Annotated in this window: 20 protein-coding genes; 19 read left to right on the top strand and 1 reads right to left on the bottom strand. The window is 41.8% G+C overall.

Annotated features, from left to right (window positions below):
- The first annotated feature begins 70 nt into the window (after window positions 1-70).
- From C1G57_RS10035 to lepA, 18 genes are all read left to right on the top strand, one after another.
- Window positions 71-6,337, top strand: a complete 6,267-nt coding sequence (locus C1G57_RS10035; RefSeq protein WP_105114769.1) for a ZmpA/ZmpB/ZmpC family metallo-endopeptidase — start codon at window positions 71-73, stop codon at window positions 6,335-6,337.
- A 132-nt stretch (window positions 6,338-6,469) separates the two neighbouring features.
- On the top strand, window positions 6,470-6,844 hold the full coding sequence (locus tag C1G57_RS10030) for a DUF1149 family protein (protein ID WP_105114768.1): 375 nt from the start codon (window positions 6,470-6,472) through the stop codon (window positions 6,842-6,844).
- A gap of 1 nt (window position 6,845) precedes the next feature.
- Entirely contained in the window at window positions 6,846-7,688 is an 843-nt protein-coding gene (locus tag C1G57_RS10025) for a DegV family protein (RefSeq protein ID WP_105114767.1), read from the top strand.
- An 8-nt stretch (window positions 7,689-7,696) separates the two neighbouring features.
- Entirely contained in the window at window positions 7,697-8,464 is a 768-nt protein-coding gene (dapB, locus tag C1G57_RS10020; RefSeq protein WP_105114766.1) for a 4-hydroxy-tetrahydrodipicolinate reductase, read from the top strand.
- Complete coding sequence (locus tag C1G57_RS10015; protein ID WP_105114765.1) at window positions 8,461-9,672, top strand: CCA tRNA nucleotidyltransferase; 1,212 nt, start codon at window positions 8,461-8,463, stop codon at window positions 9,670-9,672. Before dapB ends, C1G57_RS10015 begins: the two co-directional genes overlap by 4 nt.
- On the top strand, window positions 9,665-11,533 hold the full coding sequence (locus tag C1G57_RS10010) for an ABC-F family ATP-binding cassette domain-containing protein (protein ID WP_105114764.1): 1,869 nt from the start codon (window positions 9,665-9,667) through the stop codon (window positions 11,531-11,533). The genes C1G57_RS10015 and C1G57_RS10010 overlap by 8 nt, the downstream gene beginning before the upstream one ends.
- Complete coding sequence (locus C1G57_RS10005) at window positions 11,534-11,869, top strand: hypothetical protein (protein WP_105114763.1); 336 nt, start codon at window positions 11,534-11,536, stop codon at window positions 11,867-11,869.
- Window positions 11,870-11,960: 91 nt separating this feature from the next.
- On the top strand, window positions 11,961-12,920 hold the full coding sequence (locus tag C1G57_RS10000) for an ROK family glucokinase (protein ID WP_105114762.1): 960 nt from the start codon (window positions 11,961-11,963) through the stop codon (window positions 12,918-12,920).
- 224 nt (window positions 12,921-13,144) lie between these two features.
- Window positions 13,145-16,435 (top strand): LPXTG cell wall anchor domain-containing protein, encoded by a 3,291-nt coding sequence (locus C1G57_RS09995; protein ID WP_105114761.1) that lies wholly within the window; start codon window positions 13,145-13,147, stop codon window positions 16,433-16,435.
- 100 nt (window positions 16,436-16,535) lie between these two features.
- Entirely contained in the window at window positions 16,536-17,930 is a 1,395-nt protein-coding gene (locus tag C1G57_RS09990; protein ID WP_105114760.1) for a glycosyltransferase, read from the top strand.
- 125 nt (window positions 17,931-18,055) lie between these two features.
- Window positions 18,056-18,334: a hypothetical protein gene (locus tag C1G57_RS09985; protein WP_105114759.1), complete on the top strand. Its 279-nt coding sequence runs from the start codon at window positions 18,056-18,058 to the stop codon at window positions 18,332-18,334.
- A 12-nt stretch (window positions 18,335-18,346) separates the two neighbouring features.
- Window positions 18,347-18,649: a hypothetical protein gene (locus C1G57_RS09980; protein ID WP_105114758.1), complete on the top strand. Its 303-nt coding sequence runs from the start codon at window positions 18,347-18,349 to the stop codon at window positions 18,647-18,649.
- 52 nt (window positions 18,650-18,701) lie between these two features.
- On the top strand, window positions 18,702-19,541 hold the full coding sequence (locus C1G57_RS09975; protein WP_105114757.1) for a thymidylate synthase: 840 nt from the start codon (window positions 18,702-18,704) through the stop codon (window positions 19,539-19,541).
- 286 nt (window positions 19,542-19,827) lie between these two features.
- A complete protein-coding gene (locus C1G57_RS09970; RefSeq protein ID WP_105114756.1) occupies window positions 19,828-20,340 on the top strand; it encodes a dihydrofolate reductase in 513 nt (170 codons plus the stop codon).
- Between the two features lie 197 nt (window positions 20,341-20,537).
- A complete protein-coding gene (clpX, locus tag C1G57_RS09960; protein WP_105114755.1) occupies window positions 20,538-21,764 on the top strand; it encodes an ATP-dependent Clp protease ATP-binding subunit ClpX in 1,227 nt (408 codons plus the stop codon).
- Window positions 21,765-21,825: 61 nt separating this feature from the next.
- On the top strand, window positions 21,826-22,413 hold the full coding sequence (gene yihA, locus C1G57_RS09955; protein ID WP_105114754.1) for a ribosome biogenesis GTP-binding protein YihA/YsxC: 588 nt from the start codon (window positions 21,826-21,828) through the stop codon (window positions 22,411-22,413).
- A 9-nt stretch (window positions 22,414-22,422) separates the two neighbouring features.
- Window positions 22,423-22,836 (top strand): nucleoside-diphosphate kinase, encoded by a 414-nt coding sequence (gene ndk / locus C1G57_RS09950; RefSeq protein ID WP_100881362.1) that lies wholly within the window; start codon window positions 22,423-22,425, stop codon window positions 22,834-22,836.
- A 237-nt stretch (window positions 22,837-23,073) separates the two neighbouring features.
- The gene (gene lepA / locus C1G57_RS09945) at window positions 23,074-24,906 is read left to right on the top strand and encodes a translation elongation factor 4 (RefSeq protein ID WP_105114753.1); all 1,833 of its coding nucleotides are present in this window, start codon (window positions 23,074-23,076) and stop codon (window positions 24,904-24,906) included.
- 49 nt (window positions 24,907-24,955) lie between these two features.
- Here lepA and C1G57_RS09940 read toward each other — a convergent pair whose 3' ends face one another.
- Window positions 24,956-25,138, bottom strand: a complete 183-nt coding sequence (locus tag C1G57_RS09940) for a 4-oxalocrotonate tautomerase (RefSeq protein WP_002934978.1) — start codon at window positions 25,136-25,138, stop codon at window positions 24,956-24,958.
- A gap of 763 nt (window positions 25,139-25,901) precedes the next feature.
- Here C1G57_RS09940 and C1G57_RS09925 point away from each other — a divergent pair.
- Window positions 25,902-26,477 (top strand): thymidine kinase, encoded by a 576-nt coding sequence (locus C1G57_RS09925; protein ID WP_105114752.1) that lies wholly within the window; start codon window positions 25,902-25,904, stop codon window positions 26,475-26,477.
- Window positions 26,478-26,605: the final 128 nt, after the last annotated feature.

Below are 26,605 nucleotides of genomic sequence, written 5' to 3'. Positions count from 1 at the left end.
TTAAAACAGTATATTATTAGAGAAATATGCTATACTTTTAAGTAAGAAGAAACAAACGAAGGAGCTTCATATGTTTTGGAAGGAAAAGCAAAATAAGTTTTCTATTCGTACATTTAATAGAGGCGTTGCATCAGTTATTATTGGTATGACTGCCGCCATATTTTTTGTGCCAAATTTGGCTATTAAAGCAGAATTGACTGCTCTTGCCCATACAAATGTAGCAAGAGAACAGATTTCCTATAAGTATGTCCTTTATTCGGAACTGACATCAGATGAGAAGGCACGAATTCAAGCGACCATTCCAGCAAGGCAGGTTGGGGATACCCATACTTACTATATGGTCTATCGTCCAAAGACAAATTTACCTCTAACAGGAGATATCCCGACTTTTACAAGTAGTCTGGTTGGTTTAGGGCTATTGATTATCGGTCTATCTCTTACAAAAGATAGGAAAAAACGAATTGTTAGAAGTCTGATTATTTTAACTGCTACAGGTAGTCTTTCAGTGGCTGCAATTTCTACAGGTAGCCTCTCAGGTTTTGATAAACAATTTACCCTTGCTATAGGTGAAGCTTTGCCACAAGCAGTGATTTCTATAGATCAACATGAATTTGTAGGTTTTATTTTAGAAGGGGATGAAAATTATGAGACAATCACAGTAACAGAAGCAAATGCTGGTGAACAGAAGTCGTCAAGCGAATTGATATTGCCAAATACATTGGTTGAGGGAATATCTAAGCATTCAGAAGCTCCCGTTCCACCATCAACAGAAGCCGACGTTCTACCTGAGGAACCAACAGCGCCCGTAGTCCCAATTGCCCCAGTTACGGAAGATCCAGAAACTCCGGCACCACCATCAACAGAAGCCGAAGTTCTACCTGAGGCACCAACAGATCCAGTTGTCCCAAGTTCTCCAGTTACTGAAGATCCAGAAGCTCCCGTCACTCCGGCACCACCATCAACAGAAGCCGAAGTTCTGCCTGAGGCACCAACAGAGCCTGTAGTCCCAGTTACTCCAGTTACTGAAGATCCAGAAGCTCCCGTTCCACCATCAACAGAGGGCGAAGTTCTTCCAGAATCCCCAACAGATCCCGTCGCTCCAAGTGACCCAGTAACGAAAGAACCAGAGGTTCCAGTCACTCCTGTTCCACCATCAACAGAGGACGAAGTTCTGCCCGAGGCACCAACAGAGCCTGTAGTCCCAAGTTCTCCAGTTACTGAACAACCAGAAGTCCCCGTCACTCCGGCACCACCAGTTACAGAGGACGAGGTTCTACCTGAGGAAGCTACAGATCTCGTAGTCCCAATTGCCTCAGTTACTGAACAGCCAGAAGCTCCCGTCCCACCATCAACAGAAGCCGAAGTTCTACCCGAGGAACCAGCAGATCCAGTTGTCCCAAGTTTTCCAGTTACGGAACAACCAGTAGCCCCCGTCACTCCCGTTCCACCATCAACAGAAGCCGAAGTTCTACCTGAGGCACCAACAGATCCAGTTGTCCCAAGTTCTCCAGTTACTGAAGATCCAGAAGCTCCCGTCACTCCGGCACCACCATCAACAGAGGCCGAAGTTCTTCCAGAAACTCCAACGGATCCCGTCGCTCCAAGTGACCCAGTAACGGAAGAACCAGAAACTCCCGTTCCACCATCAACAGAATCCGAAGTTCTACCCGAGGAACCAACAGATCCCGTTGTCCCAATTGCCCCAGTTACTGAACAGCCAGAAGCTCCCGTTCCACCATCAACAGAGGACGAGGTTCTACCTGAGGAAGCTACAGCTCCCGTTGTCCCAATTGCCCCAGTTACTGAAGATCCAGAAGCTCCCGTCACTCCGGCACCACCAGTTACAGAGGACGAGGTTCTACCCGAGGAACCAGCAGATCCCGTTGTCCCAAGTTTTCCAGTAACGGACGAACCAGAAACTCCCGTTCCACCATCAACAGAGGCCGAAGTTCTACCCGAGGAACCAACAGAGCCTGTAATCCCAGTTGCTCCAGTAACTCCAGTTACTGAACAGCCAGAAGCTCCCGTTCCACCATCAACAGAAGCTGAAGTTCTACCTGAGGCACCAAGAGAGCCTGTAGTCCCAGTTGCTCCGAGTGACCCAGTTACTGAACAGCCAGAAGCTCCCGTCCCACCATCAACAGAAGCTGAAGTTCTACCCGAGGCACCAACAGAGCCTGTAGTCCCAAGTTCTCCAGTTACGGAAGAACCAGAAGAACCTATTAAAACCAAACCGGAGTTAGTTTTATCAATTCTTAAAGAAAATGTAGATGATAGGACTGTAGAACTAAGCTATACTTTGATAGACAATGATTCTACATTTGTCAAGGCTATGGTATCTCTATACAAAGGGGATGAATTAGTCACAGAAAAAGAAATTCTAACACAAGAAGAGCTATACAAGGTTCCATTTGCCGACTTGCTGCTGAACACTGACTATGAAGTAAAAACACGATTTACCTATAATTTAGGTAATGATGATGTGGAAGAAGAGCTCAGAACAGAAAAATTTGAACTAGAGAATAAGTTGCTGGAATTACGAGAATACAAGAGTATTGAGCTGTATCAAGCTGATGAATTTGGCGAGAAAACAAGGATTACAGCCTTGACTAGCGCTCCAATTTCTTCAGAAAACTACCTTGTTAAGATTTCTACTGTAAACAACAAAGATATTTATCTTCCAGTTGACAGCTTTGAGAATGCTGACAAGGGGATTATGGTAAATATTATTCATCCGAAATTGGTTAAGTTTAACCAGAATAATAATGGTTTTGATGAAAATCATACCTTTATGATTGATAAACTTGTCTTGCAAGAGGGGGCCTACAGTAAATTTAGTGAATTAGTAGATGCTATCAATAACAATCCTAGTGGCACTTATTATCTAGCTGCTGATATGGTTGTTGATAAGGAGGTTTCGACTGACACCTACGTTACCAAAGAATTTACTGGAAGTCTGAAGAGCCTAGGTGGGCAAAAGGGCTACTCGATCTTACAGTTAGATAGACCGCTTTTCAGCACTCTTAAGAATGCTAGGGTCGAAAATATCTCCTTAAAAGATGTGGCCATTGTAAATGATCAAACAGCAGTAGCTGCCTTAGCAAAAAAAGCAGATAAGGCTACCATTGATAAGGTCACTGTTTCAGGAAATATTACGGCCAAACAAAATATTGCTGGTTTGGTTTACGAAGCAACAAATGGTACAAGCATTAGCAATTCCATCATCGATGTCAGATTAAATAATACAGCAAGCCATGAAATCTACTATATGGGTGGTGTTACAGGAATACTAAATAGTTCAACCATTGACAAGGTAAGGGTTAATGTGGCAATTGATGCTAAGACAGCAAGTGGCCGCGGACAAAAAATTGGTGGTGTCACTTCGGATATGATTTTATCTATGATTACCAATGCCTATGTTACAGGAAATATCCAGGCTACAGCACCTGCTGATACTGGAGGTTTTGTAGGTACAGCTAGGATGTCTGTCTTGAATAATATTGCAACAGGTGTATCTGTTACCGATGGAGGTATCATTGCTTCGGCACAAAATCTATATACTACACACGGGTCAATGCCAACCAATATTTATAGTGTTGAAGGTCATGCAACAGGCCAACCAAATCCTACCATTGAGTCTACAAGCCTTTCTCAAGAAGCCGTGCTAGAGAAAATCAAGGCATGGGGAATTCCAACAGCTCCTACCAAGACCGAGCAGGCAAATACTAATAGTCAGTCGAATTCAGTGCAGACCATCGATTATAACCAGGTTCAAAATGCTCAGGCTAAACGAAGAACTGCCTATGAAAACACGTCCAAGTTGTTGCCATTCTATGACCGGAATACGATTGTTAAATATGGTAACTTGATTGATGAAGCAAGTAATCTCTATAGCAAGCCTATCCAGTCAGTTCTGACCTTGAATGAGGATGGAGTAGCAACAAATATCTATGACCAACACGCTTCCTTGACCAAATTACTGATCCATTATGAAGATGGAACTTCAGAAACTCTACCTTTGGTATTTAAGGGAGAGTACGGCAATACCAAAGTTGTTGAATACCGCTTAGGTGAACAACTCCTCTATACACCAGAACAATTACTATCTCTGGAAACCAGTTTCATTGATGAACTAGTGACAGCATTTTCTCAGGTTGATCTTGACAGCCAAGAGATGGCTGACATCTTACATATCCAAACTGCAGACAAGAACGCCAAACTAAAAGACTTGTACTTAGATGAATCCTTTGCAGAAGTCAAAGACAATCTCGAAGTCCATATCAAAGGTTTGCTGGCCAATAGACAGGTAGTTGATACCACAAGCAAGGCTGTCAGGGATGTCATTAAAAAAGAATTCTTGGCAGATAAAGAAAAAATTATGTTCGCTCTTGCTTACCTCAATAGGCTATATGGCATTAAATATGGAGATACCAATATCAAAAATATTGTGCTCCATCATGCGGATTTCTATAAGCGTCAATTAGATACTCTAGGCTGGTTGAGGTCATTTACGGATAAACTCACCAAGCATGATGATCAGTTCTATGTTTCGCAAAATGGCTACGAAGATATGTATTTTGACAGATTAACACTTGCCAATAATGCAGCTATTCATAAGGAACGTTTTGGAGCACTCTCTAGGCAACTTGGAACAGTTCGTGATTTCTTGGAATACAATAAGAAATTGTTCTTGGGAGAAACTGATTCAAGGAAGTGGTTTAAAGAAGCGACCAATGCCTTTGTTTATGAAATTCCATCCAATGCAAACTCTAGCATTGACACCAGTCTATATAGTCATCTGGGACGTATTCCACGCTATGAAAAATACTACTTGCCATTGCTTAATATCAAGGAGAAGGATGATATTTTCGTAATGAGCTCAATGGCAACAGTAGCCTTCGGTGGTTACGGAAGATATGTGGATACGGCTTTGAAAAAGACCAATCCAGAACAATATTACCAAGCAGTTAAGACAGTACAGACAAGTCTGATACCGAAACACGGGAAACGATTAGGTGACTTTTTGGATATGTGGTATCAAATGGCAGATTCTAATCTGAGAGATAAGTTTATCCAACGCTCAACTGAAATTTGGGATGGTTACTGGATCAAGGATTCAAATGCATTTGAAGACCACGCTGATAAACGGCGGTGGGCTGGTAAATATGATCAGGAATACCGCTATGTTCAGGAGTTGGCAGGTGCCTTGAATGAATGGCATAGACAATCAAGAGATAGTGCCTTTTCAGATACAGTAACCTTTGTGAAATTTTCAAATCGGGACATGTTATCTGATCTAGGGGATTCAACTATGAGTCATGAATTGGTCCATAACTATGATGAAACCATCATGTTGGATGGTCATAAGCGTCGTCCTGGTCAAGATGCAGAATCCTATGCTATGGGCTTGTTGCAGTCATCAGCTGGTGGAGGTATTTATTACTATGGCTTTAATTTCATGAATGAACATAGTCCAAATACCCCACACAATGTTTCAAGTAGTCGCTTCAAAACAAAAGAGGATTTACAAACCTATCTAAAAGGAGTCTTTGATGTGACCTACCTCTTGGATGCAGTCGAAATCCAAGCGATTTCTACAAAGGGGAAAGAGGCTTATCCTTACTTCTTTAACAAGATAGAGTTGGTCCCAGCCAATGAAGCAACTGTCAGCCAGTCTTTAAACTACCAAAACACTCATGATCGTATTAGGAAATTGAGTAATGAGGAACTGGCTAACTTGAACATTACCACTATCAACGATGCGATTGACCATGCACTAGTTGCCAAATCCTCACTTTTGCTGGAACAAGACTATTTACGCGAAAATTTGAAGAACTATTATTTCGTACCGCTCTATTATCCGATTTATGCAGGCTTGCAAAATAATAGTGGTACTGTTGGTGGTTTACAATTCCGTAAGACGGCCTTGGAGCTATTAGCAGCAAAAGGTTGGGAAGAAGGCTTTATTCCTTATACAACAGACAAGCTAAAAGCGGAAGCAGAGGCGGCAGGTCGTCTACTATCTGATCAGTTTATTTTTGAAAAAATATTTGCTGGACAATTTACGGATTATGCAAGCTTCAAAAAAGCTATGTATAAAGAACGCTGGGATAAGAAGGATAGACTGAAAGCCATCACGATTAGCTTCAATGGTCAGACTGAAACAATAGATAATATTGAAACGCTGAGTAGGCTGATGGCGGAGGCAGTTGATAAAGATTATCAGGCCGCTAAGAATAAGCAAGCAGGATTTAATCGCCAAGGTTTGAAAGATTCTATTTTGAAAGCCTATGTCGGATTAACGGATAGTTTTACCTCCTCCATATTTACAGAATGACCGAAGTCAATTCTCATCACCTTTTGGGAAGAAGTTGAAAGATAGTATTTTCAGCTTCTTCCTTTAATTTTTTCCAACTATCACTAAATTATGGTATAATTAGCATAGTATTGTTTTTAGGAGAAATTAGACATGGAAATCATTCGCGAAAAAGAATTTGTCAATCAGTATCACTTTGATGCACGTAATCATGCCTGGGAAAAGGAAAACGGGGTGCCAGAAACCAAATTAAATGTTGATTTCCAACTACTTGAACGCAATGAGGAAGAAAATAAAACGTCAATGATTACTATTTTACGTTTTATCATTGTTTTGAATCATTTTGTAATCTCAGGTGCTATGAGCCAAGCTGTTCATCTACAGGGACGTTATGTTAATGAACCGACTGAATTCACTGATGAAGAAAAACGAACCTTAGTTGAGCCGCTATTGGATATGCTAAAACGCATGACCTATGATGTCACAGAAATCGCTTTTGATGCACCAGGTGTAAATTTGGAGTTTTAATATGAAATTAGCAGTTATTACGGACTCATCAGCTGTTTTAGGAATAGAACGCGAGGACTTGTTTGTCTTACATATTCCAGTTCACATTGATGGCATCAATTATGTCGAAGGGCAAAATTTGACCGTTAAGGAATTTTATCAAAAAATGGCTTCGTCAAAAGAATTGCCCAAAACCAGCCAGCCAAGTTTGATGGAATTGGAAGAAATTCTGGGAAGCTTGAAAGAAAAAGGCTACACGCACGCGCTAGGCTTGTTCTTGTCATCAGGGATTTCAGGTTTTTATCAAAATATTCAGTATTTAGCTGATGAATTTGAAGGTCTGACAGTTGCCTTTCCTGATACAAAAATCACCTCAGCACCTTTGGGCATGATGGTGGAGAATGTCTTTAAATGGGCAGATGCAGGACTTGGTTTTGAAGAAATTACTGGTAAGTTAAATCAAGAAATTGGCAAGACAACAGCCTTCATCATGGTTGATGACCTCAATCACCTGGTGAAAGGTGGTCGTCTATCCAATGGCGCAGCCTTGCTGGGTAATCTCTTGAGTATCAAACCGATTCTGTATTTTACAGGTGAGGGTAAGATCGAAGTCTATGAAAAAGTTCGGACGGAGAAGAAAGCTATTAAGCGTTTAATCGACATTCTCCAAGAACAAACAGAAGACGGCAACTACCAGATTGCTATCATTCATGCCAACGCACCTGAAAAGGCTGAAAACTTTAAATTGCAGCTTGAAGAAGCAGGGGTAGGTAGCGATTTGCCAATCGTGTCATTTGGTTCAGTCATCGGTACACACTTGGGAGAAGGGGCAGTAGCCTTCGGTATTTCTCCCATCATTGAATAGGAGTTTGCATGACAATTAAGGTAATTATCGCAGGATTTAAGGGGAAAATGGGCTCAACGGCTGTTGAAATGGTCAAGGGTGACGCAGCACTTAGTCTGGCTGCCTTGGTGGATCCATTTGCGACAGAAACAGAAGTGGATGGAGTTCCTGTTTTCAAGACAAAAGAAGAAGTTGCCAGCCTAGAAGCTGATGTCTGGGTGGATTTTACAACGCCAAAATTTGCCTATGAAAATGCCCGCTTTGCCTTGGAAAATGGCTTCGCACCTGTAGTTGGAACAACAGGCTTTACCCCAGAAGAAATTGAAGAATTAACCACCTTGTCTGCTGAGAAGGGCTTGGGAGGCTTGATTGCTCCTAACTTTGCTATTGGCGCTATCTTGCTCATGCAATTTGCAGCACAGGCAGCCAAGTATTTCCCAAATCTTGAAATCATCGAATTACACCATGACAAGAAGAAGGATGCGCCGAGCGGAACAGCTGTCAAAACGGCCGAACTCATTTCCCAAGTCCGTCAGTCACAGGATCAAGGTGCGGAAGATGAAGAAGAACTGATTGCTGGAGCTCGTGGGGCAGAATTTGACGGCTTCCGTATCCACTCGGTCCGCTTGCCAGGCCTTGTTGCCCATCAGGAAGTGATTTTTGGGGCACAGGGAGAAGGCTTGACCATTCGTCATGACTCTTATGATCGCATTTCCTTTATGGGCGGTGTCAACCTCGGCATTAAAGAGGTAGTCAAACGCTCACAACTCGTTTATGGTTTGGAACACTTATTATGAAATTAAACAATCTGCCTTCTGAGTTTCAGGAGGCTTTGCCGATTTTAGAGAAAATTAAAGCAGCTGGCTTTGAGGCCTATTTTGTTGGCGGATCTGTACGGGATGCTATTTTGGGCAGACCTATTCACGATGTGGATATTGCCACATCCAGCTATCCCCAAGAAACCAAGCAGATTTTCCCGAGGACCATTGATGTGGGGATTGAGCATGGGACTGTCTTGGTCTTAGAAGGCAGCAAAGAGTATGAAATCACGACCTTTCGGACGGAGGAGGAGTATGTGGACTTCCGCAGACCTAGTCAAGTTTCTTTTGTACGTTCCTTAGAAGAGGATCTCAAACGTCGCGACTTCACGGTCAATGCCTTTGCCCTTGATGAAGAGGCACAGATTGTCGACCTCTTTGATGGGATGACCGACTTGGAAAACCGTACCCTGCGGGCTGTAGGCATACCAGCTGAGCGTTTCAACGAAGATGCTCTCCGTATCATGCGTGGATTTCGCTTTGCGGCGACCTTGGACTTTGAGATTGAGCCGACGACCTTTGATGCCATGGTCCAAACCGCTCCGCTACTAGAAAAAATCTCTGTGGAGCGCAGTTTCATCGAGTTTGATAAGCTTTTGATGGCGGATTTTTGGCGAAAAGGCTTGCGCGCTCTGATTGATTCCAAGGCTTATGATTTCTTGCCTGACCTAGCAGGTAAGGGAGAAAAGCTTGAAACCATGCTGACCAGTTTGGTAGAGGACTTCCGATTTTCGACTTCAGAACAAGCTTGGGCCATGCTCTTTGTCTGTTTAGGTATCGAGAACATCAAGTCCTTCCTAAAAAAATGGAAAACCAGCAATGATTTCCAACGCAGCGTGGTCAAGTTGGTAGAGATTTATCAGCTTCGCCAAGCAGGTCCAGTCACCAAACAAATCTGTTTCAAGTATGGCAAAGAATTCTTGTACTTGGTAGAAGAACTTCGTCAAGCACAAGGTCTTGTTACTGATTTTGAAGCAATTGACCAGATTGATCAAGCCTTGACCATCCACGACAAGCATGAAATTGTTGTCAATGGTGGTCATCTGATGAAGGCATTTGACCTCAAACCTGGTCCTGTCTTGGGAAACCTACTCAAACAGGTCGAGTACGAAATCGTAGAAGGAATATTACCAAATGAAGTCGAAGCCATTATGGCATTTGTAAAAGGGAGATTAGACAATGAGTGATTTTATCGTTGAACACCTGACCAAGTCTGTCGGTGATAAGACGGTTTTTGCAGACCTTTCGTTTATCATTCACCAAGGCGACCGTATCGGAATTATTGGTGTCAATGGTACTGGAAAGACGACTTTGTTGGATGTCCTGTCAGGTCGCATCGGTTTTGATGGCGATGTGTCCCCTTTCCAGACTAAGAATGCCTATAAAATTTCTTATTTGACCCAGGAACCTGATTTTGATGAAAGCCAAACTGTCTTAGATACTGTTCTGTCTTCGGATTTACGGGAAACCCAGCTAATCCGTGAATATGAACGGCTCTTGTCAAACTATGATGAAAGCAGTCAAGCCAGACTAGAAAAGGTGATGGCAGAAATGGATGCTCTCAACGCTTGGGAAATTGAAAGCCAGGTCAAGACCGTTCTGTCCAAACTTGGCTTAACAGAGCTTAACAAAACAGTTGCCGAGTTGTCAGGTGGTCTGCGCAGACGGGTGCAGTTGGCCCAAGTCCTCCTTGGCAATGCGGATTTGCTCTTGCTGGATGAACCGACAAACCACCTGGATATTGATACTATTGAGTGGTTGACAACTTTCTTGAAAAATACCAAGAAATCCGTTCTCTTTATTACCCACGACCGCTATTTCTTGGACAATGTGGCAACACGGATTTTCGAACTAGACCGTGCTAGCTTGACCGAATATCAGGGCAATTACCAGGACTATGTTCGCTTAAAGGCAGAGCAGGACGAGCGAGATGCCGCTCTTCGCCATAAGAAGGAACAGCTCTACAAACAAGAGCTGGCTTGGATGCGCAGACAGCCTCAGGCCCGTGCAACCAAGCAGCAGGCTCGTATCAATCGTTTTCATGATTTGAAAGGCGACTTGGCCCACAAGGTTGACGATAGCGAACTGGAAATCAATTTTGAAACCTCTCGTATCGGCAAAAAAGTTATCAACTTTGAAAACGTCAGCTTTTCCTATCCAAACAAGCCAATTCTATCTAATTTTAACTTGCTCATTCAAAACAAGGACCGTATTGGCATTGTTGGTGATAATGGTAAAGGAAAATCCACTTTGCTCAATCTGATTGCAGGTGACTTACAAGCAGACAGTGGTAAGGTAGATATTGGTGAAACCATCCGTATCGGTTATTTTTCTCAGACCATCAAGGGCTTGGACGAAAGTAAGCGGGTCATCAATTTCTTGCAGGAAGTGGCAGAAGAAGCTAAAACGACATCAGGTATGGTTTCTATCGCAGAACTCTTGGAGCAATTCCTCTTCCCACGCAACACTCATGGTACCCTGATTGAAAAGCTATCAGGTGGGGAGAAGAAGCGACTTTACTTGCTGAAAATTCTCTTGGAACGGCCCAATGTTCTCTTACTGGACGAGCCGACCAACGACTTGGACATAGCGACTCTGACAGTCTTGGAACATTTCTTGCAGGGCTTTACTGGTCCGGTCATTACCGTCAGTCACGACCGTTATTTCCTAGACAAGGTAGCCAATAAAATCTTGGCTTTCGAAGATAAGGGCATCGAGACCTTCTTTGGCAACTACACAGACTATCTGGATGAGAAGGCCTTTCTGGCTTCCCGCTCTGCCATTTCCTTGGAAAAACCAAAGGAGAAATCCGAGAAGGTAAAAGAAACTAAGAAGCGGATGTCCTATTTTGAGAAGCAGGAATGGGCGACCATCGAAGAGGATATTGCTGGCTTAGAGGAGCGGATTGCGGCAATCGAGGCGGAAATGCTGACCTGTGGCAGTGATTTTACAAAATTGTCCGATTTGCAGAAGGAATTGGATGAGAAAAACGATTTGCTCTTGGAAAAATATGAGCGCTATGAGTATCTGAGCGAACTGGAGGGCTAAATGAAAGTTCTTGTCATGTCGTATATGGTCATCTATCTCTTGGTGACCTTGGGAGCGGCTTTGTTTAGCTATTTTAATACCAAAAAGATGAATGCTTTACGCTTGCTGTTGACAGTCTTATCCCTGTTCTTGTTGGCTGTTACGCTCTATTTTTACAGTCAAGCCTATCACGCTGTTCAGATGGTGGGATTTGCCCTAGGATTTACCTTTATTTCTACTCTTTTTCTCTACAATGGAACCAAGGAAGGCAGTAACTTCACGGTTGCCATGCTCTTTTCTGTCGGTCGCTTTATCTTGCATATTCAATTTTTAGTTTTGCTCTATCTGTTCAGATAGGGCAATTTTTATACATACAATTTTATGAAAAGGCTTTACGCAAACCTTTGCATTATGATATAATAAAGAAAATACATTTGAGGTGATGATTATGTCTAAAAAAATTATCGGTATTGACTTGGGTGGTACATCTGTTAAGTTGGCCATTTTGACTACTGAGGGGGAAATCCAAGAAAAATGGTCCATCAAGACGAATATTTTGGATGATGGAAGTCACATTGTTCCTGATATTATTGAAAGCATTCTACACCGCTTTGAAACTCATGGCTTGACAAAGGAAGATTTCTTGGGTATTGGTATGGGTTCGCCTGGTGTCGTGGATAGCGAAGCTGGTACTGTTATAGGTGCCTATAACCTCAATTGGAAAACCTTGCAGTTGGTCAAAGAACAATTTGAGGCTGCCCTTGGTCTACCATTCTTTATCGACAATGATGCAAACGTTGCGGCCCTCGGTGAGCAATGGGTTGGTGCTGGTAACAATAATCCAAACGTTGTCTTTATGACCCTAGGAACTGGTGTTGGTGGTGGTGTCATCGCTGCTGGTAACCTCATTCGTGGTGTCAAAGGTGCTGGAGGTGAATTGGGCCATATCACAGTTGACTTTGATGAGCCATTTGCTTGTACTTGTGGTAAGAAAGGGTGCTTGGAAACTGTGGCTTCGGCGACAGGTATTGTCAACCTCAGCCGTCGTTATGCAGACCAATACGCTGGCGATGCAAAACTGAAACAGATGATTGACGATGGGCAAGATGTAACGGCTAAAGATGTCTTTGATTTGGCAAAAGAAGGTGATGACCTGGCTCTCATTGTTTATCGTCACTTCTCAGAATACCTAGGTGTTGCTTGTGCAAACATTGCTGCAGTCCTCAATCCTGCCTACATCGTTCTGGGTGGCGGTGTATCAGCAGCAGGAGAGTTCTTATTGGATGGCGTTCGCAAGGTATTTGCTGAAAATAGCTTCCCACAAATCAAGGAAAGCACACAAATTGTTTTGGCAACACGAGGCAATGATGCAGGTGTCCTAGGAGCAGCATCACTCGTCTTGAAATAATATCTAAAGCAGGGGGGAACTCTGCTTTTTTAGCGTTTTCTTTATCATTGTAAATCAACTACGTAGATGGTTTTGGTTAGGTTATGCGATAAGCAGTAAGAACTGAACATTCAAAAAAAATCTTTTAATATCACTTGAAAAAATCTTAAATATGTAATAAAATGACTATGTAAGTACTGTCTATTTATAGTAACTGACATGATATCATATTAGGAGAAAAATTTATGGAAAAAAAACATAAGTATGGATTTCGAAAACATAAGGCTGTCAAAGGACTTGGAGTGGCACTACTAGGTACAGTTGGCGTCCTTGCAGGTTCATCATTGGTTTCTGCGAATGAGACTACTAATTCTGCAGTAGTGCAAACGAATCGCACGGTAGATGCCACGATTAGTAGAGTAAATTTCAATGATTTAACAGTGGAGCAAAAGGCACGAATTAAATCAGGTAATATTGATGAACAGCTTTCTTGGATCAATCCAGAGACAGGGAATTTTGAGTGGATTACTGGTTTTGTTGCCGTATATAAACCTTCTGGTAGTTGCCAAGTTGTTCCAGTGGATCCTGAGCCGATACAACCAATCCTACCAACCCCACCATCATTAGTTCCACAAATCCCAGTAGTTCCTGGCACGCCACAAGTTCCACAAATCCCAGTTGTTCCTGGGACACCTCAAGTTGAACCACAAGTTCCAGTAGCTCCTGTAGTAACAGTCACACCAAAAGCGGAAACACCTTCAACTGTTGCTCAGACAGTATCGAGGATAACTGGTATTCCTGCGAAATCTGTACAGTCTATTTTGCCAAAAACAGGCTCTGCTAGCTCAAAAACTATTGCTATTTCAGGGTTGGGTATGTTGACATTTGGTGGTTACTTATTGTTTAAGAACCGTAAAACAGGCAAACATGTAGCTATTGCTCTATTGGTTGCAGGAAGTATCGGAGTTTCTACACCGGTTCTCGCCAATTCATCAACCTTCCTTGATTTGGTTGAAAATGTCAAACTGCAATTAAATGCTCGCTTTACTCATACACCTGCAACAGATACTTGTTGGGAATATGTTGGCTATTATCCAGAAATCGCATCTGTACCTGCAGAAACACCTACAAGCCCTAACACTCTACCTTCAGCTGATTTGACAACTGAGACACAGGAGAATAAGGGCAAGGTTACAGTTCACTATGTTGACGAAGAGGGCAATACAATAGCTGCTTCTAAAGAATTGGTAAATGCTGTTGTTTCTACTACTTATCGTACTAAAGTGACTGTAAACGGTATAGAGGAAATTAAAGAAAATACTGTACCAAATGATCTTGACTATAATGCTGCTGCCCTGAAAGTAAATACCATTGAATCCAACGGTGACACATATGAGTTTCTTGCTGTAAAAGGTAAGGAAACAGGGAAGGTCGTTGCTGGAGAAACTGATGTAACATATGTTTACCGAAAAGTTACTCAACCAGTTGTCACTCGTGAAGAGCTTGAACCAATTCAAGAAACCGGTAAGGTTACTGTTCATTATGTCGATGAGGCTGGGAATAAACTTGCAGATTCTAAAGAACTGGTAAATGCAGTTCTTTCTACAACCTTCCGTACCAAGGTAACCACTGACGGTGTCGAAGAAATTAAAGAAAATAAAGTAGTCAGCGATGCAACTTACAATGCGGTAGCAGTAAAGGCAGCTGTTTTGGAGTTCAATGGTGAAACCTATGAGTTTGTGTCAGTTGAAGGAAATGAAACTGGCAAAGTAATAGCTGGCGAGACAGAAGTTACTTATGTTTACCGTAAGGTTGCTCAACCAGTTGTCACTCGTGAAGAGCTTGAACCGATCCAAGAAACCGGTAAGGTTATTGTTCATTATGTCGATGAGGCTGGTAATAAACTTGCGGATTCTAAGGAATTGGTAAATGCTGTTCTTTCTACAACCTTCCGTACCAAGATTACCACTGACGGTGTAGAAGAAATTAAAGAAAATAAAGTAGTCAGCGATGCAACCTATAATGCAGCAGCAGTTAAGGCAGCCGTCTTGGACTACAATGGCGACACATATGAGTTTGTAGCTGTTGAAGGAAATGAAACTGGTAAAGTTGTTGCTGGCGACACAACAGTAAGCTATGTTTACCGTAAGGTTGCTCAACCTGTAGTAATTCGCAAAGTTCTTGATCCAGTACAAGAAACAGGTACAGTAAATGTGCACTTTGTAGATGAAGAAGGTACACCAATTGCTCCATCTAAAGAATTGCTTAGCGGTGCTGTAAACATTATTTCTCGTACCAGCATTACTACTGATGGGGTCGAGGAAATTCAGACGACAACGACTCCGACTGGTGTAACCTATAATGCGGATAGTATTAGACAGGATGCAATTACCTTCAACAACAATAATTATGCATTCAAAGGTTTAGCTGAAAATTCTGCTCCAAGCCAAGGTACTTTGAAGGTTGGCACAACCGATGTAACATTTGTCTATCAACTTAAAAACAATACTCGAACTGAAACAGAAGAAGTTACAGAAACTAAAGGGTCAGTTATTGTTCGCTACCAAGACGAAGCAGGGAATACACTGAAACCAGAAGTTTCGTTAGTAACTGATCGAGTTGTGACTAGGACGACTGTCAATAGAACTTATATCGATGGTGTACCAACTGATAGAGATACAAAAGTAGAAAATATTGGTGGTATTTACAATGCTGCTACTGTTAAGGAAGAACGAATCACAACAAATGATGGAGTTTATGTTCTAGCAGGAATTGACGGGGCTGAAGTTGAATCAGTTACAGAAGGTACAACTTATGTAACCTATATCTATCGTAAACTTGAGGCTTCAACTAAAGAAATTCGAGGAACAGTGATTACGCGTTATGTCAATGAAGTGACGGGTGAGGAAATTGTTCCATCTACTAAGGTTGTAGATAACCAACTTGTTGCAACAGTGGAAACCACTGCAATCAAGGGAGCAGATGGCTCTATTGTGGACACTAAGAGTGTTACCACACCTACCTATTTGTTGTACAATACTACACTTGATAAAGCAGCAAAAGATAAAGTAATAGCTGGTATGCTTACTTCTCCAGTTGAATTCTTGGATACTACTACGGGTGCTACAGGGCAAATTGTAAATAACACAATTGTTAAAGGTACAAAAACATTTGTTGCATACGTTGCAAAATCTGATGCGCCTGCAATGAATCAAAATATTGATTATAGAGAGCAAGCAATTGCTCGTGGTTTCGACCCAGCTACAGAAGTAGAACGATTTAACGGAACGAGACAAGATAAAGTGGGGGAAAATTATTACGAGACTCGATATTATTCCTACACCTATACAAAAGAAATCACAGAGGAAGCACCAAAAGTTCCTTATATCTTTAGCCATGTAGATGTTGTAGAGGTTGGACATGTAAAAGAAGGGGAGACAATTATAACCTACTATTACAAACCAGCAAGTCTGTCTGTGACACCGACTGTTGAATATGATTCAATCGGTCTTACTCATTCTACAGTTGCGGCCTAGATTTTCAAGTTAGTCAAATTTGTGGTTTTCAAAAGGATTTAGGATCTTGTTTTATCGCTAGATCCTTTTGATTATTCTTTTAAAGTAATAGGAGAAAAAGGTGACGGTTTATACATTACGCTACTGGCTAACGGATAAGTCCTTTGGCTACGAGACCTCTCAAGTATTTCGACAAAATGTTCTAAATGATTTAGGTATCGCAAATAAACTTCTTGTACCAAATCCTTATTCTGCTCCCTATTGGCGCGAACAAATGCGCCATATCGGTTTCAACCCTGACCAGGTTGTCATTCTGCCTCACCTTTATTCTGATATTGATGTTGAGATTTTCAACTATAGTCTCCAAGACTTTGAAGAAGATTTGCAGGCTAAAGGGATTTCATGGGAGAGTAAAAAAGAAATCGGCTCTAATGAGATAATCTATACAACAGATACTGGCTATTTCAATGTTAGCTTGACTTCCTCAAGGTTTGTTAGCATTATTATTGAACGTAGCCTCTCCTTGGTTCATATTGCCACAACTACTGTTCATGAACGACCGTTTTATATTAGTTATGCTGATGGCCGTTTTGAGTATCTGAATAGGTCGGGAGAAGCGACCCTTAGGGGACTTATTGGTAAGGATATCTGTAATTATTATTGGAAAGATTGTCTCATTACTCCGGACGACCTCTTTCTTCATTACCTGATTAAGAACCTCAATCCTGACGAGGATATTGTTTTGAATGACCAGCTTCAAGCTGCTTCACAAAAAATAAAAGACTATTGTAAATCTGTAGGTGCTCGGTATAGAGATGTGCTACATTATAACCATGTAGAGGCTGTTAATAGCCGAGAAACCTACACAACTGTCCTGGATAGGGAAATATATGTAGCGAGTCCATACATCATTCCAAACTTAGCTGAAGAGGGAGTTACAGCTACATTTTTACCACCAACTGCGGTAAACATTACTCCAATACTTCCAATAGGTTTGTCTTCCAATAAGCTACTCCTTGTTGGAAACTTCAGTAAAGGCAAACGAATAGCCATGGCTGTAGAAGCTATGCGATTTCTACCAGAGTTAGAGCTTCACATTTACGGAGGTCTATTCGAAGAAATCCAAGCTTTTAAAGAAGAGAATGTTATCCCCGAAAATGTCATATTTAAGGGGTTTGTCCCAAGTGTAACTATCCAACGTAATCAATACCTAGGCTATCTTTCTTGTTCAAAAACAGAAATGTTTGCCAATGCCATGGTAGAGTGTCTTGGCCAAGGACTGATTCCTATCCTTTCCAGGGTTGATTATGGCCATAATCAAGTCTTAGAAGAATTAGGTATCTATCAACAATGTGGTTTTGATAGTGTAGAAGATCTTGTCAAGGTCTTGAAAAATCTAGCAAATTTACCTTTAGAAGATCGACAGGAATTGTCTAAGACGATTCTTGACTATGCTAACAAATTTAGCTATTCAGAGGCACGCAAGCAGTATAAGCTTGCTCTAGGTTATAACTAGGTTCATGAAAGCAGGGCATTCCCCTGCTTTTTCGATTCCGCCGTCACAGTTTCTCTATATACATATATTGAAAAAACGGTAAAAAAGTGTACAATGAAAGTGTAAAGAGAAAGGAGTGTTGGGCCATGAAAAAAGTAAATATGTCAAAAGTAACGAATTATCTGACTATACTTGGTCTGTTGATTTTGCTATCTGCCTTTTTCCTTGATAACTGGATTCGGGACTGGTTTTTTCCGTCTAGCTGGGGAAACGTGGCGACCATGATGATTTTGCCTTTGCTAGGGGCATTGATTCTCATCTTGTCGATTTACTATAAAAAACTGTGGACGGGCATTACCAGTATTCTATTGATTATTTCCTTCCCCTTGATATTTGGACTGGGCTATGTTTTCTTTGGTCCCTAGAAGGAGTTTTTTATGGGTGTGACACTATTAAAACGGATAAATATAGTCTTGTATAGCATTGCAGCTTTTCTCATCGCCATGCTATTTTTACCAGTAGGTCAATGGTTTGATATTGTAAATGTGAATTTTAAACTAGCATTTTTTATCATCCCCTTTTTCGGTCTAGCTAGCTTACCAACGGCTATTTACACTAAAAATGTTCGTCAGATATTGTTGAGTGCCACCTTGGTCGCCTTGTATTTTATACTGTTCAGCTTAGTAACTGCCCTCGCTGGTTTGTTCCAGCTCACTCTCTACCCCTTGCTCTATAAATGACAACTCCAGTTCAAAACTGGAGTTTTTTTCTAGAATTTGCTATACTAAAATTATGACAAAAGCAGATAGTATTTTTAAAGAAAACATTCGTAAGATTATGGAAGAGGGCGTTTTTTCCGAAAATGCTCGCCCTCGTTACAAGGATGGAAATGTTGCCAATTCCAAGTACGTTACAGGCGCCTTTGCTGAGTATGATTTGTCTAAGGGCGAGTTCCCTATTACTACATTAAGACCGATTCCAATCAAGTCGGCCATCAAGGAAATTCTTTGGATTTACCAAGACCAGACCAATGATTTATCCGTCTTGCAGGAAAAATACGGTGTCCAGTATTGGAATGACTGGGAAGTAGATGGAACAGGGACCATCGGTGAACGCTATGGTGCAATTGTTAAAAAGCATGACATCATTTCCAAAATCCTCAAGCAACTGGAAGAAAATCCCTGGAACCGTCGCAATGTGATTTCTTTGTGGGATTACGAGGCCTTCGACCAATCCGCAGGTCTTTTGCCATGCGCCTTCCAGACCATGTTTGATGTTCGCCGAGTGGACGGAGAGATTTATCTTGATGCAACTCTCACTCAGCGCTCCAATGATATGTTAGTGGCTCACCATATCAACGCCATGCAGTATGTCGCTCTTCAAATGATGATTGCCAAGCATTTTGGTTGGAAGCTAGGGAAGTTTTTCTATTTCATCAACAACCTTCACATCTATGACAATCAGTTTGAACAGGCTGAAGAATTGCTCAGTCGAACGCCTTCAGAAATTGAGCCTCGTTTGGTCCTCAATGTTCCAGACGGTACCAATTTCTTTGATATTCGGGCAGAAGATTTTGAGCTAGTGGATTATAATCCAGTTAAACCGCAATTGAAGTTTGACTTGGCGATTTAACTGGATTAGCAGTGAAGAACTTCGTTCTTTTACCTCGCTTCTTTAATTATAAGCTCGGGCTGAAACAGTTCCCCGAACTGTTTCACTTTCCAACCTTCAACACTGTCCCAAAGTGTTGGAGCAATTGAAGTCCGATTTTAATAAACAGTAGTAAGTAGAGTTTTGTCCATCTACAATATATAAAATTGAGGAATTGGTTCTAGTTATAAAATTTGCGCTTGGCCTACTTGGTAAGTGAATTTTTTATGAATTTTTGATAGAATGATAGGACGGAAAGTGAGAGAAAATGACAAAAAAGATTGTGGCAATTTGGGCTCAAGATGAAAATGGTTTGATTGGAAAAGGGGATAAATTGCCCTGGTCTTTGCCTGCTGACTTAGCTCATTTTAAAGAAACGACTACTGGTCATGCAATGGTGATGGGACGTATAACCTTTGATGGCATGGGAAAACGTGCACTTCCTAATCGACATACCTTAGTATTGACCACCGATAAAAGCTATCAAGTAGAGAGTGATCGAATTACAGTCCTGCATGGTGTTGAAGAAGTTCTGGACTGGTACCATCAACAAGAAGGAACCTTGTTTGTCCTTGGTGGTGGACAAATTTTTACTGCCTTCGCACCCTACATTGAAGAATTGATTGTGACAGATATTCAGGGGCATTTTGAAGGTGATAGTTTCTTCCCAGAAACTTTTCCAATGGAAGAATTCCAGCTACAAAGTGAACAGTTTCGTCCAAAAGATGAAGCCAACCCCGTTGATTTCATCATAAAAAACTATAAAAGAAGAGAGAAATAGGCATGGAGAGAAGTTTATTCGGTTTGTTTACAGCATTTCTATGTGGAATATGCGTTCTTTGTGCAATTCAAGCCTTTAAAAAGAAACGATTTGGTTTAGCAATATTATTTTTATTGAATGCTTTTACCAATTTAGTCAATAGTATCCATGCAGTTTATGGATTTTTGTTTAGATAAGTGATATGAAAGAGGAGATAGATGGCTGTTAAGCATAATCATGAATTGATTTATTGCTCATTTTGCGGGAAAAATCAAGAAGAAGTAAAAAAAATCATTGCGGGAAACAATGTCTTTATTTGTAATGAATGTGTGGAACTGGCACAGGAAATTATTCGTGAAGAACTAGCAGAAGAAGTATTGACAGACTTGGCGGATACACCAAAGCCACAGGAATTGCTCAATATTTTAAATCATTATGTCATTGGACAGGACCGTGCTAAACGTGCCTTGGCAGTTGCTGTCTACAACCACTACAAACGGATCAATTTCCAAGATAGCCGTGATGAGAACGATGTTGATTTGCAAAAATCAAACATTCTCATGATTGGTCCAACAGGCTCTGGTAAGACATTTTTGGCTCAAACCTTGGCTAAAAGTCTGAATGTTCCATTTGCCATTGCGGACGCAACCGCTCTTACTGAGGCGGGTTATGTCGGTGAGGACGTAGAAAATATTCTCCTCAAGCTTTTGCAGGCGGCAGATTTTAACATTGACCGCGCAGAACGAGGGATTATCTATGTGGATGAAATTGATAAGATTGCCAAAAAAGGTGAAAATGTGTCCATTACCCGCGATGTTTCGGGTGAAGGTGTCCAACAGGCTCTCTTGAAAATCATTGAGGGAACAGTTGCCAGCGTTCCACCACAAGGCGGACGCAAGCATCCTAACCAAGAAATGATCCATGTGGATACCAAAAACATTTTATTCATCGTAGGTGGTGCTTTTGACGGGATTGAGGAAATTGTCAAGCAACGTCTAGGTGAGAAAATCATCGGTTTCGGTCAAAACAATCGTGCCATTGATGAAAAAGATTCTTACATGCAACACATCATTGCTGATGATATTCAAAAATTTGGTATCATTCCAGAATTGATTGGTCGCTTGCCTGTATTTGCAGCCTTAGACCAGTTAACAACCGAGGACTTGGTGCGTATTTTGACAGAACCTAAGAATGCTCTGGTTAAACAATACCAAACTCTCTTGTCTTACGATGATGTAGAGTTGGATTTTGATGAGGATGCCTTGTTGGCTATTGCCGAGAAGGCGATTGAGCGGAAAACAGGTGCGCGTGGACTTCGTTCTATTATCGAAGAAACCATGTTGGATGTCATGTTTGAAGTTCCAAGTCAAGATGACGTCAAACGTGTTCGAGTGACAAAAGCAGCAGTAGATGGCAAGGAAAAACCATTGCTAGAAACTGCCTAAAAATGATCATTAGGGGTGATAAGCAACTGGCTTTCTCCCCCTTATTTATGAGAGGTAAAGAATGGAAATCAATACACACAATGCTGAAATTCTGCTGAGTGCAGTTTCAAAGGCCCAATACCCTGATGACGATATTCCTGAAATCGCCCTGGCTGGCCGATCAAATGTCGGAAAATCTTCCTTCATCAATACCTTGCTCGGAAGAAAAAATCTGGCCCGCACTTCAGGAAAACCAGGTAAGACCCAACAGTTAAACTTTTACAATATCGATGACAAAATTCGTTTCGTCGATGTGCCAGGCTATGGCTATGCCAAGGTTTCCAAGACTGAGCGTGCTAAATGGGGCAAGATGATTGAGGAATACTTGACCAGTCGTGAAAATTTACGCGTGGTCGTTAGCTTGGTTGATATGCGCCATGCGCCATCGGCTGACGATGTCCAAATGTATGAGTTTTTAAAATACTATGAAATCCCAGTCATCATCGTTGCGACCAAGGCAGATAAAATTCCACGTGGTAAATGGAACAAGCATGAATCCATTATCAAAAAGAAATTGGATTTCGATAAAAATGACCAATTTGTCGTCTTTTCATCCGAAACCCGCTATGGTTATGACCAGGCTTGGGATGCTATCCTGAGTGAGATTTAGGAGGTTTTTATGGAACAAACATTTTTCATTATCAAACCTGACGCTATCAAACGTGGACTGGTTGGGCAAATTCTCAGCAGAGTGGAACGTCGTGGATTTGTCATTCGTGACCTAAATATGATGACAGCGACGGAGGACTTAGTCGCTCAACATTATGAGCATTTAACAGACAAACCTTTCTTTCCGCTCTTGGTTGACTACATGACCAGCGGACCAGTCATTGCTGGGATTTTAGAAGGACCTGAAGTCGTCAAATCTTGGCGAGATATGATGGGGGCTACCAATCCAGTCAATGCCTTACCTGGAACTATTCGAGGAGATTTCGCCACTGCACCAATTGATGGTATTGTGGCAAATGTTGTTCACGGATCTGACAGCATAGAAGCTGCTCACCGTGAAATCGCCTTATGGTTGGGGAAATAGCAGAGCAGTTCAACCACAGCAATCCTACTCAAAGTTTATGTCAACATCTCAGCGCAGTGGTTGATTGGCAGATTTGTTCGTGTTTCACACTCCAAATCTGTCCTAATCAACTTTGCGGGGGTGGGAAGACGAACTCTTCTATGAATGTAGGAGTTCTTTCCCACTCCCGTTTTTCTTATGGCAAGTTCTTGGTATTTCTGATATAATAAAGAGTAATACTCTTGTAGAGGAAGAAACATGAATTTAGAAGATTTGAAAAAACGACAGGAGAAGATTCGGAACTTCTCTATTATTGCCCATATTGACCATGGAAAATCAACCTTGGCTGACCGTATTCTTGAGAAGACAGAAACAGTTTCTAGTCGCGAAATGCAGGCTCAGTTACTGGATAGCATGGACCTGGAGCGTGAACGTGGGATTACCATTAAGTTGAACGCTGTTCAGCTCAATTACAAGGCCAAAGATGGTGAAACCTACATTTTTCACTTGATTGACACACCTGGACACGTGGACTTTACCTATGAGGTTTCGCGTTCATTGGCTGCTTGTGAGGGTGCGATTCTGGTAGTAGATGCTGCTCAAGGAATTGAAGCACAAACATTGGCCAACGTTTATCTGGCCCTGGATAATGACTTGGAAATCTTGCCTATTATTAACAAGATTGACCTGCCAGCAGCAGATCCAGAGCGTGTCCGTCAGGAAATCGAAGATGTGATTGGTTTGGATGCCTCAGAAGCCGTGCCAACATCAGCTAAGGCTGGTATTGGTATCGAGGAAATCTTGGAGCAAATCGTGGAGAAAGTTCCAGCACCGACTGGTGATGTGGCTGCTCCGCTACAAGCCTTGATTTTTGACTCTGTCTATGACCCTTATCGTGGGGTTATCCTGCAAGTTCGTATCGTCAACGGTGTGGTAAAACCTGGCGATACTATTCAGATGATGAGCAATGGTAAGACTTTTGATGTGACGGAAGTCGGTATCTTCACACCAAAAGCAATCGGTCGTGATTACTTGGCGACTGGTGATGTAGGTTACATCGCAGCCTCCATCAAGACAGTTGCTGACACCCGTGTCGGTGATACGGTGACCTTGGCGGAAAATCCTGCCAGCGAGCCACTAGCAGGCTACAAGCAGATGAATCCAATGGTCTTTGCAGGTATCTATCCAATCGATTCCAATAAGTACAATGACCTCCGTGAAGCCTTGGAAAAACTCCAACTCAACGATGCTAGCTTGCAGTTTGAGCCAGAAACGTCACAAGCACTAGGATTTGGTTTCCGTTGTGGCTTCTTGGGTCTCTTGCACATGGATGTTATCCAAGAACGGATTGAGCGGGAGTTTAACATTGATCTCATCATGACAGCTCCGTCGGTAGTCTACCATGTCAATATGACAGACGGTGAAATGATTGATGTAGCCAACCCGTCCGAATTCCCAGACCCAACCAAGATTGCAACTATCGAAGAGCCTTACGTTAAGGCACAAATCATGGTACCGCAGGAATACGTCGGTGCGGTCATGGAATTGGCCCAACGCAAACGCGGTGACTTTGTGACCATGGATTACATCGATGATAACCGTGTCAATGTCATCTACCAAATTCCGCTTGCGGAGATTGTCTTTGACTTCTTTGACAAGCTTAAGTCATCCACTCGTGGTTATGCTAGCTTTGACTATGAGATTTCAGAATACCGTTCATCCAAGTTGGTGAAAATGGATATTCTCCTCAATGGTGACAAGGTCGATGCCCTCAGCTTTATCGTCCACAAGGAATTTGCCTACGAACGTGGGAAAATCATCGTTGACAAGCTCAAGAAAATCATCCCTCGTCAGCAATTTGAAGTGCCAATCCAGGCAGCAATCGGTCAGAAAATCATTGCTCGTAGCGACATCAAGGCCCTTCGCAAAAACGTTTTGGCCAAGTGTTATGGTGGTGACGTTTCCCGTAAACGCAAACTCTTGGAAAAACAAAAAGCTGGTAAGAAACGGATGAAGGCAATCGGTTCCGTAGAAGTACCACAAGAAGCCTTCCTCAGTGTTCTCAGCATGGATGAAGACGATAAGAAATAATCTTGATACAAAGAAACACTCCTGCATTTTGTTGCAAGAGTGTTTTCTCTTATTTGCGTTTCATTTCACCTTGTGGGTAGTAGGTTCCTTCAGGCATATCATTGATGAAGACATGAATCGCTTCTTTTGGTGCGTTGGTATTGCGAGATACAACCTCTGTTACTTCACGCGCAAGGGCAATCTTTTGTTCCTCCGTGCGTCCTTCAAACAAATCAATACGTACAAATGGCATATCGTTTCTCCTTTATCGTCATTTAGTTTTTCTTTTATTACTTCGACGTACGAGGAAACTTCGTTTCCCTATTTCCAACTTCAAACACTCCACTGGAGTGTTTGAACTCGCCTTGCCTGATTGAAACAGTCTGGGGGATACGAATAGTCCAGTGGACTATTCGTACCTGAGCCTGAAAACAAAAAAGCGAAGTACATCAGCTGGTCACCTAGAAACAAGGAAGCATTGAGTTATGCCTGCGGCTTTTGAAGCGAACTTGGTTCGCACTATCTCCAGCCTTCAAAGGTTCCCCAAACCTTTGAAGCGAGTACTAAAAGTAAACTAAAAGACTATACTTTTCTCTTTTCAGTATAGCATATTTCTTACCTGTTTTCTATAAGTAAATTGTTGACAACGTTTACATTATGTGCTATGCTACCTTTATGAAGGAGGGAATACTCATGGCCTATAAATACCGTATGATTTTATCGTTCCTAGTCTCTGGATTATCTTTATATCTAGTGGCAACTGTTTTTGCCAAGAGTATATGGGAAGGACCTTTATTGATTACCTTTTCTTTCCTCAGCTTAATCTATGGATGTGTTATGCTCTACAAGTGGAAACCAAAGGTAGCTAAAATCATTTTTGAGTGTGTCGGAAATTTCTTATCATTCCCCTGGTCTTAATATCAAACAAGCTCAAAACGGGCTTGTTTTTCTATTTCCTAAATGGTCAAATTATGATAAAATGGAAGGAGTGAAATTTTAAGATTGGAAAGTGAAAAGTGGCTCAATTATACTATAAATATGGGACGATGAATTCTGGTAAAACCATTGAAATTCTTAAAGTAGCCCATAACTATGAAGAGCAAGGCAAGCCTGTTGTCATCATGACCTCTGCCTTGGACACTCGTGATGCCTTTGGCGTTGTTTCTAGCCGTATCGGTATGAGAAGAGAGGCTGTTGCCATTGACGATGAGATGGATATTTTTGGCTATATCGAAAAGATGGAGCCACGTCCCTATTGTGTCTTGATTGATGAAGCGCAATTTCTCCGCCGTCATCATGTCTATGACTTGGCACGAGTGGTGGATGAGCTAGGTGTACCAGTCATGGCGTTTGGCTTGAAAAATGATTTCCGCAATGAGCTCTTTGAAGGCTCTAAACATTTGTTGCTTTTGGCTGACAAATTGGATGAGATTAAAACAATCTGCCAGTATTGTTCCAAAAAGGCGACTATGGTGTTGCGAACACAAGACGGCAAGCCAACCTATGAAGGTGCCCAGATTCAAATCGGTGGAAACGAAACCTACATCCCAGTTTGCCGCAAACATTACTTTTCACCGGAGATTAAATTGTAACCCAAGGTTATAATTCAAAGGCTGAAGGTACGATTTTTGAAAACTGAAAACAGGCTACGAACTGTGCCTGTTTCATGACCTACATATTACAGAAAGGAACTGAACACGCCCTAGAAGCTAACTGGAAG

This window comes from Streptococcus suis, assembly GCF_002960425.1.
GTDB classification, from domain to species: domain Bacteria; phylum Bacillota; class Bacilli; order Lactobacillales; family Streptococcaceae; genus Streptococcus; species Streptococcus suis_S.
Note: the sequence above shows the minus strand (reverse complement) of the source record. Positions and strands in the feature narration are given on the sequence as shown.

Excerpts from the sequence above, each read along its gene's own strand:
- C1G57_RS10010 (WP_105114764.1), top strand. The coding sequence starts at position 9,665 with ATGAGTGATTTTATCGTTGAACACCTGACCAAGTCTGTCGGTGATAAG.
- clpX (WP_105114755.1), top strand. The coding sequence starts at position 20,538 with ATGGCTGTTAAGCATAATCATGAATTGATTTATTGCTCATTTTGCGGG.
- C1G57_RS09995 (WP_105114761.1), top strand. The coding sequence starts at position 13,145 with ATGGAAAAAAAACATAAGTATGGATTTCGAAAACATAAGGCTGTCAAA.
- lepA (WP_105114753.1), top strand. The coding sequence starts at position 23,074 with ATGAATTTAGAAGATTTGAAAAAACGACAGGAGAAGATTCGGAACTTC.
- C1G57_RS10035 (WP_105114769.1), top strand. The coding sequence starts at position 71 with ATGTTTTGGAAGGAAAAGCAAAATAAGTTTTCTATTCGTACATTTAAT.
- C1G57_RS10015 (WP_105114765.1), top strand. The coding sequence starts at position 8,461 with ATGAAATTAAACAATCTGCCTTCTGAGTTTCAGGAGGCTTTGCCGATT.
- C1G57_RS09970 (WP_105114756.1), top strand. The coding sequence starts at position 19,828 with ATGACAAAAAAGATTGTGGCAATTTGGGCTCAAGATGAAAATGGTTTG.
- ndk (WP_100881362.1), top strand. The coding sequence starts at position 22,423 with ATGGAACAAACATTTTTCATTATCAAACCTGACGCTATCAAACGTGGA.
- yihA (WP_105114754.1), top strand. The coding sequence starts at position 21,826 with ATGGAAATCAATACACACAATGCTGAAATTCTGCTGAGTGCAGTTTCA.
- C1G57_RS09985 (WP_105114759.1), top strand. The coding sequence starts at position 18,056 with ATGAAAAAAGTAAATATGTCAAAAGTAACGAATTATCTGACTATACTT.
- C1G57_RS10025 (WP_105114767.1), top strand. The coding sequence starts at position 6,846 with ATGAAATTAGCAGTTATTACGGACTCATCAGCTGTTTTAGGAATAGAA.
- C1G57_RS10005 (WP_105114763.1), top strand. The coding sequence starts at position 11,534 with ATGAAAGTTCTTGTCATGTCGTATATGGTCATCTATCTCTTGGTGACC.
- C1G57_RS10030 (WP_105114768.1), top strand. The coding sequence starts at position 6,470 with ATGGAAATCATTCGCGAAAAAGAATTTGTCAATCAGTATCACTTTGAT.
- C1G57_RS09975 (WP_105114757.1), top strand. The coding sequence starts at position 18,702 with ATGACAAAAGCAGATAGTATTTTTAAAGAAAACATTCGTAAGATTATG.
- C1G57_RS09940 (WP_002934978.1), bottom strand. The coding sequence starts at position 25,138 with ATGCCATTTGTACGTATTGATTTGTTTGAAGGACGCACGGAGGAACAA.
- C1G57_RS09980 (WP_105114758.1), top strand. The coding sequence starts at position 18,347 with ATGGGTGTGACACTATTAAAACGGATAAATATAGTCTTGTATAGCATT.
- C1G57_RS10000 (WP_105114762.1), top strand. The coding sequence starts at position 11,961 with ATGTCTAAAAAAATTATCGGTATTGACTTGGGTGGTACATCTGTTAAG.
- dapB (WP_105114766.1), top strand. The coding sequence starts at position 7,697 with ATGACAATTAAGGTAATTATCGCAGGATTTAAGGGGAAAATGGGCTCA.